This is a genomic window from Algibacillus agarilyticus (genome assembly GCF_003286125.1).
Lineage (GTDB): Bacteria > Pseudomonadota > Gammaproteobacteria > Enterobacterales > Alteromonadaceae > Algibacillus > Algibacillus agarilyticus.
This window is the reverse complement of record NZ_QMED01000004.1, coordinates 68,086-80,783: the sequence shown is the minus strand read 5'-3', so window position 1 is coordinate 80,783 and position 12,698 is coordinate 68,086. Positions and strand designations below refer to the sequence as shown.

The 12,698-nt window shown below is 36.2% G+C and carries 12 protein-coding genes and 1 other RNA gene; 5 read left to right on the top strand and 8 right to left on the bottom strand.

Annotated features, from left to right (window positions below; translation table 11 throughout):
- Position 1 precedes the first annotated feature (1 nt).
- Both DPX34_RS04985 and DPX34_RS04980 read left to right on the top strand, forming a co-directional pair.
- On the top strand, positions 2–1,297 hold the full coding sequence (locus DPX34_RS04985) for an ATP-binding protein (RefSeq protein ID WP_157964622.1): 1,296 nt from the start codon (positions 2–4) through the stop codon (positions 1,295–1,297).
- Between the two features lie 3 nt (positions 1,298–1,300).
- The gene (locus DPX34_RS04980) at positions 1,301–2,290 is read left to right on the top strand and encodes an O-methyltransferase (protein ID WP_111977312.1); all 990 of its coding nucleotides are present in this window, start codon (positions 1,301–1,303) and stop codon (positions 2,288–2,290) included.
- On the opposite strand, the gene dndE is transcribed toward DPX34_RS04980, so the two are convergent.
- Genes dndE through dndB form a run of 4 tightly spaced genes read right to left on the bottom strand, consistent with a single transcriptional unit; the run spans position 2,287 to position 7,321 of the window.
- Positions 2,287–2,628, bottom strand: coding sequence for a DNA sulfur modification protein DndE (gene dndE, locus DPX34_RS04975; RefSeq protein ID WP_111977311.1), 342 nt, complete (start codon positions 2,626–2,628; stop codon positions 2,287–2,289). The two genes, DPX34_RS04980 and dndE, sit on opposite strands and share 4 nt — an antisense overlap.
- Complete coding sequence (dndD, locus tag DPX34_RS04970; protein WP_111977310.1) at positions 2,628–4,583, bottom strand: DNA sulfur modification protein DndD; 1,956 nt, start codon at positions 4,581–4,583, stop codon at positions 2,628–2,630. The genes dndE and dndD overlap by 1 nt, the downstream gene beginning before the upstream one ends.
- A complete protein-coding gene (gene dndC, locus DPX34_RS04965; RefSeq protein WP_111977309.1) occupies positions 4,573–6,240 on the bottom strand; it encodes a DNA phosphorothioation system sulfurtransferase DndC in 1,668 nt (555 codons plus the stop codon). The genes dndD and dndC overlap by 11 nt, the downstream gene beginning before the upstream one ends.
- Positions 6,230–7,321 carry a DNA sulfur modification protein DndB gene (gene dndB / locus DPX34_RS04960; protein ID WP_111977308.1) on the bottom strand — a complete coding sequence of 364 codons (1,092 nt, stop codon included), beginning with the start codon at positions 7,319–7,321 and terminating at the stop codon, positions 6,230–6,232. The genes dndC and dndB overlap by 11 nt, the downstream gene beginning before the upstream one ends.
- Positions 7,322–7,444: 123 nt before the next feature.
- Here dndB and dndA point away from each other — a divergent pair, with 123 nt between their 5' ends.
- Positions 7,445–8,572, top strand: a complete 1,128-nt coding sequence (gene dndA, locus DPX34_RS04955; RefSeq protein WP_111977307.1) for a cysteine desulfurase DndA — start codon at positions 7,445–7,447, stop codon at positions 8,570–8,572.
- 1 nt (position 8,573) lies between these two features.
- Here dndA and DPX34_RS21860 read toward each other — a convergent pair whose 3' ends face one another.
- From DPX34_RS21860 to DPX34_RS04945, 3 genes are all read right to left on the bottom strand, one after another.
- Positions 8,574–8,744, bottom strand: coding sequence for a hypothetical protein (locus DPX34_RS21860; RefSeq protein WP_198673629.1), 171 nt, complete (start codon positions 8,742–8,744; stop codon positions 8,574–8,576).
- A gap of 217 nt (positions 8,745–8,961) precedes the next feature.
- Positions 8,962–9,327: a transfer-messenger RNA gene (gene ssrA / locus DPX34_RS04950) on the bottom strand.
- 113 nt (positions 9,328–9,440) lie between these two features.
- Complete coding sequence (locus tag DPX34_RS04945) at positions 9,441–10,136, bottom strand: hypothetical protein (protein WP_111977306.1); 696 nt, start codon at positions 10,134–10,136, stop codon at positions 9,441–9,443.
- A gap of 346 nt (positions 10,137–10,482) precedes the next feature.
- On the opposite strand from DPX34_RS04945, the gene DPX34_RS04940 reads away from it, so the two are divergent.
- Together DPX34_RS04940 and DPX34_RS04935 are read left to right on the top strand one after the other, a co-directional pair.
- A complete protein-coding gene (locus DPX34_RS04940) occupies positions 10,483–11,184 on the top strand; it encodes a division plane positioning ATPase MipZ (protein WP_111977305.1) in 702 nt (233 codons plus the stop codon).
- Positions 11,141–11,479: a hypothetical protein gene (locus DPX34_RS04935; RefSeq protein ID WP_111977304.1), complete on the top strand. Its 339-nt coding sequence runs from the start codon at positions 11,141–11,143 to the stop codon at positions 11,477–11,479. Before DPX34_RS04940 ends, DPX34_RS04935 begins: the two co-directional genes overlap by 44 nt.
- A 21-nt stretch (positions 11,480–11,500) precedes the next feature.
- On the opposite strand, the gene DPX34_RS04930 is transcribed toward DPX34_RS04935, so the two are convergent.
- Positions 11,501–12,679 (bottom strand): flagellar assembly protein T N-terminal domain-containing protein, encoded by a 1,179-nt coding sequence (locus tag DPX34_RS04930; protein WP_111977303.1) that lies wholly within the window; start codon positions 12,677–12,679, stop codon positions 11,501–11,503.
- Positions 12,680–12,698: the final 19 nt, after the last annotated feature.

Here is a 12,698-nt window from a genome sequence, read left to right as displayed (position 1 = left end):
CATGGAAAATTTATCGGTTGATGCAAATCCAACTAAAGACTTCTTTATCTCTATGCTTACAAGAGATATCCCCCTTGATAGAGCAATTTTAGACCTAATTGATAATAGTGTAGATGCTGCCAACACACTAAACAAAGACGATCTAAATGGTAAAGAAATAAAAATTACACTAGATGAGTCTGGTTTTAAAATAGAAGACAATTGTGGTGGATTTGATGTTGAAACTGCTCGGCTTTACGCCTTCAGGTTCGGTAGAGATTCTAAATCAGAAAGGTTAACTCCAAACTCTGTTGGACAGTTTGGTGTAGGGATGAAACGAACGTTATTTAAGCTTGGCAATAACTTTACCGTTAGGTCAGTATTTCCTAATGGTGCGTTTGAACTCACAGTTGATGTTCAAGATTGGCTATCTTCTGAATCTGAAAAGTGGGAGTTTCAATTACAATCTATTGAAAAGCCTAATGATGCAAATGGGACATATATAGAAGTAAGTAATTTATTTGATTCAGTCAAAGAACAATTTGTAGACAACGAATTTTTAAGGTGTTTTAAAGAAGAAGTAGCAATTGCTTATTTTAAAAGAATAAATCAAGGGTTAAAGATTTATATCAATGGAGATGAAGTTGATCTTTTTGATATTAAAGTCAGGCAGTCTGATGAGTTGAGTATTATTTCTTTAGAAGATACTTTTAATAATGTATCTATAAAAGTAAAGGTTGGCGTTGGTGAGCAAGACTTACACAAGGGAGGCTGGTATATAGTTTGTAATGGAAGGCTTGTGGAAAGCTCCGAACAATCGACAAAAACTCTTTGGGGCACAAATAGTATTCCTAAGTATCATGATCGATTTGCATTTTTTAGAGGTGTTGTAGAGTTTGAATCTGAGGATTCGAGCAAGTTACCGTGGACTACAACAAAAACAGGTGTTGATTTAGATAACCGCGTATATCGATATGCTAACAAATTAATGATCAGTGCTATCGAGCCAATTATAAAGTTCTTAAACCAACGAGAAGCCGAAAGAAAACAGGCTGCAGAGAATAGATTAGAAGAGGAAGAAACAGTCCTTGCTTTAGCTATAAGAAATGCTGAATCAATAAGTATTTATCAAGCTGATTGTGAACAAGAACAATTTATTAGACCTGATAAAATAGAAGCGAGAGCTGCAAAGTACGGTTCAATTTCTTATCAAGTTGAAATAGATAAATTAACTAAAGTTAAAGAAGTCACTGGCGCCAAAAGCGCAAGTGAAGCAGGAAAGATAACATTTGATAATTACTTTGATTATGAGTGTTAATGTATGAATAGCTCAAAAAAAATCAACTATTCAACTAGAGTCGCTAAAAATATCGAAAGGAAAATGTTAAGGGATCTACTCATTCGATTCTCAGCAGGTTTCCCTACCAATGATTATACATATGTTGGCTTTGGATCTAAGTATTTTACAGACTTTCTTATGGTTCATAAATATTTACATATTGATAAATTAATCAGTATAGAAGGAGATATAGGAAATAAACCCAAATATGACTTTAACAAGCCCTTAAATTGTATTGATATGAAATATGGTATGTCGACTAATATTTTACCGGAGATTGAGCTAGATAAGAACCGGTCAATTGTTTGGCTTGATTATGACGGATTATTAGAAGAATATTGTTTGGGTGATATTGTTACTTTATCTGGAGAGTTGGAGTCAGGTAGTGTTTTATTTGTTAGCTACAATAGCCGACCTCCTAAACCAGCTGAATTAGAAATAGAATTTCCTGAAATTGGAACTCAAATAGGTAGACTGAATGCCTATATCAAGAAAGTTCATGGTGAAAGTTATATTCCTCATGATTTAGAACTTCGAGGATTAAGTAAATGGGAAAATTATTCTAGCCTGCTCAGAATGTTGATTGTTAATTGTATTGAAAAGCGACTTGAAGTGAAAAATAGAGGCTTAGCAGAAAAAGTTAAATTAAAGCAATTAGTAAACTTCAATTATCAAGATGGTTGTGAAATGTCTACCGTCGGCTTTACATTTTACACAACACTTGAAGAGGCAGAAAAGCTAGAACAATCTAACCTTAAATCATTTGATTTTTACCGGGATAACGAGGTTCCATATATTATCGAAGTACCTAACTTAACTTTAAAAGAAGTTAAGGCATTACTAGAAATAATGCCTAAAGGACGAAAAGGTAGAAAAAAAGAGCTTGAGAAAATTATTCCTCCAAGTGATATAGAACAATTCTCAAAAATATATAAATATTTACCTATTTTTACGGATTCGGAACTGGCTTAGTTATGTTGTAAATAGAAGCTTATTCCTCTATTCAAATGTAACTTAAAAAAATCAGAAAAAGGCACACCAATTAGGTGTGCTTTTTGCTTTTGATAAGTTTCACGTAATATCGCCAAATATACCTCAGAATACTCCCCTGAAAAGACTTTCCAGCTCATTTCAACATTACTGTTTGAAGGGATATCTTCATATGCAGGTGATGTTTCTTCAGCTAATGACATACACAAAGCCCAGCGACATAAAACGTTCCAGTTTTCGATACCGGTTTTGCGTTTTAAGGTGGTTAATTGTTGCTTTTGCTTTTCAGAAAGACGAATAGTCTCAATCGTAAGTTCCATTAGAAGTATCCCTTAGTGAAAGCTGAGCTTTGCTGTTGTTCATTATATTGAATATGGTATTCACGGCAGATAGCAGGGCTTAGCTGTTCGTAATATTGTCCGTTAATTTCTTCATCGGTAGATAACAAAATCACTTGCTGGCTAGCATTAGGGAAGTAGTTGTTAATCAACTTATTACGATGCTTACCATCTAAACGCCCTAACGGCGTATCTATAACAGTTGGAATTTCTTTACCTGAAGCCTCAGCTAATCCCCATAAAACAGCGATTGCCAATAATTGGCGCTCGCCTGCTGATAACCGTCTTGGCGACATTGCTTTATCGTTATTATCTTGTAACGTTAATTCAAAGCTAGAGGGGCAAATAGTAATGCCGTTAATTAGCTTTTCTTTACGTGATAGCGCATGAAATTTTTTGCTGATATGAGTTTGTAGGTATTCAACATTTTCAATCACTAATTTTTCAGCAAAACTCTGCATGGTACTTTTAAGCTTCCCAATATGGTCAGCTACTTGTACTGCTCTTTTTTGCTCAAAGGTGTCTTTACTTTGTTGCGTTAATAAATTTGAATAACGTTGGTTAAGTACGTCTAATTTAGCTATGGCTTGATTTAACACTTCTTGTTTTTGCTTTCTTAATACCTGAGTGTTTTTAAACATTGCTTCATATTCTGCAAGTTCGTTTAACAGATGCTGAACTGTTTCATAATCAGGAATGCTTTCTAGCTTTTTATTAAATAACGTTTGCGCTTTTAATAATTCATCCCGCTCTTTAGCTAACTGCTTACGTTCACTTGAATCATTTACTAGCTTTTCATCTAAACCGTTAAACATAACGCTATCTAAATTTATATAGCATTCTGTTTCCGCAAGTTTTTGGCGGTTATCTGCCAAGCTTTTCATTGTTTCTTCTATCTTACTAAGAGCGTGATTATCAACTCCAACGTCAGTAAGTGAAGTTTTTATAACTTGCTCGTATTCACTAATAGCTTCATCAATAACTTTTGCTTGGGTAGCTTGTTTTTCAAGAGTCATTTGCTTTTTAGTCTGCGCAATTAATTCGCTTACTAAAGCTAGGGGACCACAACCTGCATCTAATTTAACGCGGTTAATTTGATTCGCTTTTAGCTTTTGCTCAATAGAGCCAAGCTCAAATTTAATAGCGTCACGCTCTTCAATTAAGTGAGCACCGGCATTTCTCACTTTTTGGCGTGATTTGTTAATATTTAAATTATATTCACTAGCGGTTTTATCAAGAGTTGCTATGTCAGTTCTTAAATCATGGACAATACTGTTTTGTTCACTGATCTCTGTTTCACACAGTGTTATTTTTTTCATAACACTATCATCAACATTGGAACTTTTTCGCTTTCGCTCTACGTTACCTAAATCAATTTGTAATTGGCTAAGCAAATCTAATCCTAATAAGTTCTCTATGCCTGTACGAATAAGCTCTGAACTTCTATCTGGGTTTGCTAAGTTTTCAATTTTTTCACCATCGAAGAAAAACAAATCAGAGAGTGAAAGTGGAATAAATTCATTAACAAACTCATCCCAATATTGACTTAAATGTCGGTTTTCTTCACCGTCACAAAATACTTTTACCTTGTCACGTGTTTCTGCTGTGACTTTCCATGATCGTATTACTTTAAACTCTTTTACTTCAGTATCTGTTGAATGGGTAAATGTTATTGATAACTCTACTTGTTCATCTTCCTTCGCATATCGATTTTTGGTGTTGGCTAAATACGTACTAAAAGCTTCTATCCCGCGGTTTGAACATTTAGCATGCTTACCATACAAAACTAATTGAAGAGCATCTAAAAAAGTCGTTTTTCCGCCACCATTTAAACCACCAAATAACACGATGGGCTTGTCTGTTGTTGTACTTAAATCTATTTCATGAAAACCTTTATATATACCAAAATTTTCAATTGTTAACTGCTTAATAATCATCACTTATTTCCTCTGACTCAATAAGTAATGAGCTATAGCCTTCTTCTTTAATAGACTTAGTTACCATTAGTATTTTTTCTTCAATTGCTTGCTTCTCTTCATCGTCAAGATTGGGAGTATTATTTAAATGTATTTGTAAACGGTGGCGCTCTCGCTCTAACGCAAACTGTTTTGCTTCAAATAAAGTATTGAATGCCCCTGTGTCTAAGCTTTTGTTTAGCTCTTCGGCCAAGTTTGCTCTGCGTAATTGATTACGGTGCTTGTTTGCAATTGACATAACAGAGCGCATTTGCTGATAAAGCAACCCATCTACATCGCCTTGCTCTTTGCAATGCGCTTTTAATTTTTCTAATACATCTATATTCAAAATAGGGTGGTGAGCACGTTTTTTACCCGGATATGTTTTATTGAGTGCTTTTTCGTAAATTCGCGGAACGCTATCTTCAGCTTCATGTTTATCTTCAAGCCAAATTCGGCGAATTTCTTCTAAATCTTCTAAGGTAAGTAGCTCTAAATCTTTTACTTCTTCAGGCCCTAATTCTTGCACAGCAACCTGCGCTTCTAATACTTTAGCTAGCAAATATTCTCGAAATGACTGTATATAAGGTCCAGGTACTAAATCTGCGCCGTGTTTTGAAACATGAACCGTTAAGTTGCCTTTCATCCGTCTGAAGTCACGATTAGCTTTATCTCGCTTAAGCTTCTCTATTTTCTTGGCTCTATTAGCATCATTAACTTCAATTTCGTTACGAAGTGAAACAAGCGGATACATCCACTCTTTTTCTTCGTCATTGGCTATCATGGCGTTCATTGATTTATCTTCAGATACCATTGTACATACGTAGCAACCAAAACGGCTGTCACCACAACTTTGTGTACTCTTATCAACAACTAAAGGGCATTCACCACCTTCGGTAGCGCCTTGGTACATACCCATTAAGTCGTGATTTGGAAAGCCCCAAGGGTTTTTTACACTGTTTAGGTATACCCATACATCATCATTACTCCAGTTGGCAATTGGCGTGTAAACCCAGACGCGATCAAGAGAATCATTTTCGGTTAAGCCTTGGGCTTTACGAGTATTTGTTTCAGAGCTTTCAAATCTATCCATACTAGCTGCACGAGCTGTACTTTCAGCCTTTCTAGTGCCAAGTACTAAAATAGCTTCACCACTTTTGTTCGCCATGTTTTGAATAAAGGTATTAGAAGGAGATATTTTTAATCTATCGGTACACCAACGAAATTTATAACGAGGTGCTGGGTACCCTTTACCTATAAGATTGACCCAAAACCTGTCTTTAACTTCTGGGGTTAAACGGTGTGGTGTAATAGGTAAGCCTTGCGCATCCGCTTGCTCTTTCATTTTACTTAAAGATTTACCTACCCACATTGCAACAATAGGGTTTTCGACTAAGGTGTCAGTACTAATTACATGTACTTTTTTCTTACATTCACCTTCTTCTTTTAGCTCTTGTAATGCATACCAAATAAGCTGCAATATAGCTGTTGAATCTTTACCACCGCTATAACCAATTACCCATGGAATTTGATCACTTTTATAAAGAGTTTTGACATGTTCTATTGATTCTCGAAGGACTTCTTTTACCCCTTTCTGGGTAAATGCAGAGTTGTTCTGTAAAACTGGATCAGAACTCATTTCTTGCCTCTATAAATTTATTTTCCATTGATAATTCTTTATCAGTTAATTGAGAACCAATTAACTGTTTAATTTTAATAGCGGTTAATTGTGCTGCTTTAGAGTTGTTATGCATGCCGCCATTAATAACACACCGTCCTTCCCAACTTTTATTTGTTCTACTCCAATCTATTTTTTTCAACGCTTTGAGTGTTTTTTTCCAGTGCTGATCATGTGCTAAAAGATAGCGCCCTACAATGCCTAAAGCTTGAAATGTTACAGAATGAGCGTGAATAGATTCATCTCTTAGCTCACCGCCAGAAACTTCATCTTGGCAAACTAACAACCAAGCTGGAATATTTTTCACTACTTGTTCCCAATAATCTGCAGCAACAGGAATTAGTTTTTTATGATTATCATAATTAATAGTGCCGCATAATAACTTTGTCGCTCTATTGACAGCACTGTGGCTGATTAGCTTCTTAGATCGAGCACCTAAGTTACTATTTTCCATATGCACTAGCTTTGTTAATCGAGGACTATTAAGGATAATCGTTTTAGATACAATAGCGTCAGGCTTGTCATCATAGGTAATACTTAATGAGCCATCTGTTTTTACTGAGTAATAATTTAGGTCTTTAAATATTCTTTGTCTTTCATCTAACGTTTTGTTGGCAAAAAATACAACGGAGATTGTTTCATCTGCTAAAGATGGGTCTTCTTTTAAAGCTTCTAAAATAGCTGCATTACGGTGTTGCCCATCGGTGATATAAATTTCAGCATCTTCGTCAATGATTAGTGTACCAATTCGCTGCTCATGTTTAGTATTTCCAATTGAAATAAATTCACAACTTCCATCTATACACGCTGTGATTGAAGAAAACACATATTTTTCTCTTTGCTCTAAGATATAATTTGCAATATCGGGAATTCGAGCTTCATTGATTAAACGTTGTGCGCGCTTATCTACTGAAAATTGTGATTCGTCAGTTGTAAATATTTTTGATAGTCGTTTTAACGGGCACATTACGGTAAAATATTCAGAATTTGCTTGTATCCCCTTGATCGCGGGGAAGGAAGTGCCTGAGATTATTGAGTTCATAGTTTTTTACTTAATATACTTTGTTCGTAAATTTTTTATTTGTTCGTACGAACATTTGCGCGCATCATACATAATTATCCTTATAATGTCTTTCATTTAGCTATTTTCTATTGGTATTTTTAAATGACAATCTATCTTGACTCAAATGCAACCACTCGAGTTTTAAAACCAGTGGCTGATTTAGTGTATAACTTAATGGTTGAAGAGTATGGAAATGCGGGTAGCCGTACACATGAGTTTGGTATTAAGGCTAAACAAGTAACTGAAAAGGCGAGAGCTCAAGTATCTGCTGTTGTAGATGCAGATAAATCAGAAGTTATTTTTACTAGCGGTGCAACTGAAAGCAATAATATTGCAATATTAGGTCTTGAAAACTTTGGATTACAAGAAAATAACAAACACATAATTACCACTAAAATTGAACACAAAGCGGTTTTAGAACCTATCTCTTATCTTGAAGGTAAAGGGTTTGATGTTACTTATTTAAATGTAAACGAAAATGGTTTAATTGATCTAGAGGAGCTTAAATCGTCTTTACGCGATGACACATTATTAGTTTCTATAATGCATGTAAATAATGAAACCGGCAGTATTCAGCCGCTAGAAGATATTTGTTCAATTCTCGTTGATAGCGAAGCATATTTTCATGTTGATGCAGCACAGAGTTTTGCAAAGTTGACAGGGGATCTCGTTAATAAACGAATCGATCTTATTAGTGCTAGCGGGCATAAAGTTTATGCACCTAAAGGCGTTGGCGCATTAATTATGCGTAAGCGAGGTTTCATTAAACCTCCGTTAAAGCCGATATTCTTTGGTGGCGGTCAAGAAAAAGGACTACGCCCTGGAACATTAGCTGTACCAATTATCGCAGGTTTCGGCTTAGCTTGTGAAATAGCACTAACAGATAATGAAGAATGGCAGAAACATGCTCAAAAATTAAAGGCAAATTTAATTGATAAAATTAAACCGTTAGGTGCTACTTTAAATGGTGATAATTCATCGCCTTACGTTTTGAACTTCTCTATTTCGGGGGTTAATTCTGAAGCTGCTATGGTTATGTTTAAAGGAATAGCGGCTGTTTCTAACGGCTCAGCATGCACTTCAACTAGCTACAAACAGTCGCATGTTTTATCTGCAATGGGGTTGGACGAAGATCGAATTAATGGCGCAATAAGAATGTCTTGGAGCCATATGACAGCAGAGCTACCTTTAGATTTGATTGTATCCAAACTTACCCAATTAAAATTATAACTTAATCTTTTTTACTGATCGTTATTTCAATATTTTTGCTGTTGTTGGCATACCATTTTTGCACATAAATTGAACCGATGATGGGCGGCATTTCGTTCTCTGTGACTTCTTTGTATCGAATGCTGTTTTTATTTTCTTTTTCGAATTCAAACTTAATTTTCTTTTCTGACATATTCAATTCCTTGGTGAAGCTGAATTATTAATGGTGTTCATAATGTTTTGGTATTCCAAGCTAGTTATCGATCAATTTGGAATACTAAAAGTGTTAATAAAAATATAAATCTGCGTTGTTTAACTAAATGCTACAAGGAGGGTAAATAGCTAATTCATTGATTTAACTGAATTATAGGCATAAAAAAAGACGCTAAAAGCGTCTTTTCCTATTGAATTGGTGGAGCCGGGGGGATTTGAACCCCCGTCCGAAATATCTCCATCGTCGGTACTACATGTTTAGTTCTTTTTTACATTCGCCTATAACCTGCGAAAGAACACGCCAGTTATAAACTAACCTGAATTAAATTTCATGTTTCAGCTCTCAGGTTGGAGCATCCGCACTATCTTGTTTGGGTTTGAACTTCTGTTATTCCCCGTCTTACAAGCGAAAGCTAGGGCAGAAGTGCTATTAGCAGGTTATTAAGCTGCTAGAGCGTAAGTTTCGTCGTTTGCGACTATTTTTTTGCGGCTTTTTACGAGGCAAACCGCCCCTCGACATGCACCTAAAACTTTGTATACCTCGTCGAATCCTAATCGGCCCCGAACAAATGAATGCAAACTTCATTTGGTTTTAAAATCTTAGCTTGTTGATTCTATTACGCGTTTAGCGGTGTGTAAACAACTATTATGTTATTAAGGTTTGTTTGCTGTTTTTTTACACTTTACATAGGGCTGAAACCGATTGTGATTTAAGCGTTGAATATAAATGTATCTCAAGTTGGTTGTTTTTTAATGTTTTAAATGTTTTTGACTGGTGTTGGCTTGGGCATAAAGCAAGCTGTATGTAGTTTGATGTTTCGTATCCGCTTAAGCGCATTTGTTTTGGTATTTGAATATATACCTTTAATTTTTCATCAATGGCTTCTATGCCTTGGTAGTACCAATCGCCACCTCTAAATTTTTGTTTAAAATATTGATTAATATTTGTGATGTTTGGATCGATCGGTTTGTTAATTGCTGTTTGGCTTGGTTTAGCGGCTGATTTGGCTATTAACGTTTTGTGTGGCGTTTGATTATTGGCTTGTGTGGTTTTGTTTGTTGTTTGAGTTTGTGATTGGTTTTGTGAGTGGGCTTGAGATTGACTTGTTGATGTTTGCGCTAAATTTGCAACTTGCATTACGCCGTCTACTGCGTTACCTAAACCGGTAAAGTAAATGGTGATTAAAACGAGTGAAGCTAAGGCTATTTTGGTTTGTTTAGGGTAGCGTTTGTATATTATTGAATATAATGATGGCTGTTTGCCCAATTTATTTTGTTTGGTACTTTGCGCATTCCATTGCGAGCGTAAAATGGTTTTTGTATTGTTGTTTGTTGTTGTAGGGTAAGTCGCCATTCTATTTAGTTTGTTCATTGTTAAAATCCCTGTTTTGTTCGCTGTCTGCTTTATTAACTGCATTTTATAACGTATTGATTTTTTTATATTGAACTAGGTCACATTATAAAATAGCGGATTTCTGGTAAGAGGATTAACCTGTGCATATTGTTTGCACGTTTGAACGCGTTATGTGTATTTAATAACCAGCGGTTATTAAAAAGTTAAAAAACATGCATTAATAGCCTAAAAAAAAGCCAGCCGTAACGTGACAAAATTATAAAGCCTTACCATACTCAATTACGTTAAGTAAATTTGCTTAACTCATATTGTTACTAAGATGAACTACAAGTTGTCGTTCTGTTGTATCTTGAGGACTGTTGTTATGATTTTGCTCGTTGGTGGAGAAAAAGGCGGTAGCGGTAAAAGCTGCTTAGCTCAAAATATTGCTGTTTATTTTTCTAAAGAAAAAGATGCTAGTGTTATGCTAGTTGATTGTGACCCTCAAAAAACCACTTCTGATTGGATCCAAGCTCGACATTCCGCACCCGATTTACCTTGGATTAACTGTGTTCAGTTATATGGTAAAGTGCGTTATGAACTCATGAGTTTTGAGAACCATTATGATTACGTGATCATTGATTGCGGCGGACAAGATAGCACCACTTTGCGTGCCGCTATGTCGGTTGCCACTCATGTTTTGTTACCTTTGCGCCCTAAGCGTCGAGATTTAAAAACCCTACCGCATATGGATGAGCTGGTTTCTTCTTGTTCTATGGTTAATCCTAAAATGCATGCCCGTATTGTCATGACTCAATGTCCTTCATTACCTAATCAGGCCGGTCGTATTCTCGAAGCGAAAGAAGTTTGCAGAACATACGGTTTAGATGTTTTAGATAGTGTTACTTTTGCGCGTAATTTATACGACGATAGTGAAGAGTTAGGTTCTTCTGTTTTAGAACTTGAGCCTAATGGTAAAGCATCAAACGAAATTAGAAGTATTATTGAAGAGTTAATGGCTGCTGAGGCGGGGAGTGAGAATAATGGGGTTAGCGGATCTGAAGAGTACTTACGAGCCGTCGGCTAAACGTAAAGTTATCAGTATTGATGAGTTTATTAACGGCGCTGAGTATTACGCTAAAGGTTTACCTGAAACGCTTGCTAATCAACCAACAAGTAAACCAGAAGTTACTAATAAAAAGTCGAAGTATAAAGCGTGTACTTTTACTTTAACCCCTACGGTTAGAGATGAGTTGTCTCAGTGTGCTCAGGCGCTAGGGGTTAATAAATCTAAGCTGGTCCGTATTATGACCCATAATTTAAATGCGATGGGTTCGTTAGAACGCCAGCTTATTGTCAAACTTTATAACATTGATGACTAAGCAAATTGTCTATGCATATGATTAGTCAATTTGCTTAACGATATCACCTACTTGTACATTACCCAGTAATTGCATGGTAGGTGACTTGCCTACTGCCGTATTTGAATACGCGTCTGTTACCACTATTTCATAATCTGTGATCACGTATTGCGGATGGTCATTTCCGTCTTCATCTACAAAGTTTGCTTGATGCGATATTTTAAATTTGTCTCCCACTTGAATGTTGTTGCTATGACCTAGGTTGATGCGGATTGTATCGCCGGTCGATTCGATAATTTTGCCATGTGCGGGTTGGCATTTTAATATTGAATCTATCTCGCCAGTTGCTTTTACGAGTTGTTCAGTTATGGCTTGTCCATAATCTGATTGCCAAAAACGTCTGCTCGATACATCGGTCATTTGTCTTGTATCAAAAGGCCATTCTGCTTGGGTTGAGTAATCGAGTATTTGTATTTGTTGCCCTGTGTATCCATCGTATATATACAGCTGCAAATCAAAAAATCGTTCGGGATCAGCACTAAAAATTGATTTCCACTTTGCTTCTGGGCGTTCTGTCATCGACATGTCTTTAATCAGGCCTGATATTATATACTGACTTTCGCTTTGCTTTGATACTTGCGCCAATTCATGACGTAAATTGTTATTGTTCATTCCTTCTTTCATTTTGATTTGTGAAGGCAAAAAAACGCGAGGATCGATATGCGTGGTTGTGGTTGATACACGATGAAACAGTTGTTCACTGATCATTTGGGGTAATTGATACACGCTGCCTACTTTTGTGTGGCTGCTATGTTGGATACGTAATGGCAAAAAGGCGACCGATTTACGATATTGCGTGGTAAAACATTGCCGCTCATCGGCAAAAATATCGGCCCGTATTGAAACGTATAAATGGTTGCCTTGTTTTTTTTCGTCGATCAGTTGAATATCATTAACAACACCACTGGCTCTTACTTCAAAGGTATCTTGTGTTAACAGGCCGTTTGTTACTTGTTGTGCGCTTTTTACGGTTGCCCCCGCAAAGAGTAGTGCGTCTTTAACGGCATTTCTTACGGCTTCTTGCCTGGCTAAATCGGTGTTTCCGCGCTGTATAGGGGCAGATCCGGTTGATTCATACCAAATGGCCTGAACATTGCCTACACAAAGAATGAGTAGGGCACACATCAAACTCAATTTTTTATGTAATACCTTAAAATACATATGAATACCTATGCTGCGT

Bases quoted from the DNA above. Each gene is read 5' to 3' on its own strand.
- DPX34_RS04985 (WP_157964622.1), top strand. From the start codon at position 2: ATGGAAAATTTATCGGTTGATGCAAATCCAACTAAAGACTTCTTTATC.
- DPX34_RS04980 (WP_111977312.1), top strand. From the start codon at position 1,301: ATGAATAGCTCAAAAAAAATCAACTATTCAACTAGAGTCGCTAAAAAT.
- dndE (WP_111977311.1), bottom strand. From the start codon at position 2,628: ATGGAACTTACGATTGAGACTATTCGTCTTTCTGAAAAGCAAAAGCAA.
- dndD (WP_111977310.1), bottom strand. From the start codon at position 4,583: ATGATTATTAAGCAGTTAACAATTGAAAATTTTGGTATATATAAAGGT.
- dndC (WP_111977309.1), bottom strand. From the start codon at position 6,240: ATGAGTTCTGATCCAGTTTTACAGAACAACTCTGCATTTACCCAGAAA.
- dndB (WP_111977308.1), bottom strand. From the start codon at position 7,321: ATGAACTCAATAATCTCAGGCACTTCCTTCCCCGCGATCAAGGGGATA.
- dndA (WP_111977307.1), top strand. From the start codon at position 7,445: ATGACAATCTATCTTGACTCAAATGCAACCACTCGAGTTTTAAAACCA.
- DPX34_RS21860 (WP_198673629.1), bottom strand. From the start codon at position 8,744: ATGTCAGAAAAGAAAATTAAGTTTGAATTCGAAAAAGAAAATAAAAAC.
- DPX34_RS04945 (WP_111977306.1), bottom strand. From the start codon at position 10,136: ATGAACAAACTAAATAGAATGGCGACTTACCCTACAACAACAAACAAC.
- DPX34_RS04940 (WP_111977305.1), top strand. From the start codon at position 10,483: ATGATTTTGCTCGTTGGTGGAGAAAAAGGCGGTAGCGGTAAAAGCTGC.
- DPX34_RS04935 (WP_111977304.1), top strand. From the start codon at position 11,141: ATGGGGTTAGCGGATCTGAAGAGTACTTACGAGCCGTCGGCTAAACGT.
- DPX34_RS04930 (WP_111977303.1), bottom strand. From the start codon at position 12,679: ATGTATTTTAAGGTATTACATAAAAAATTGAGTTTGATGTGTGCCCTA.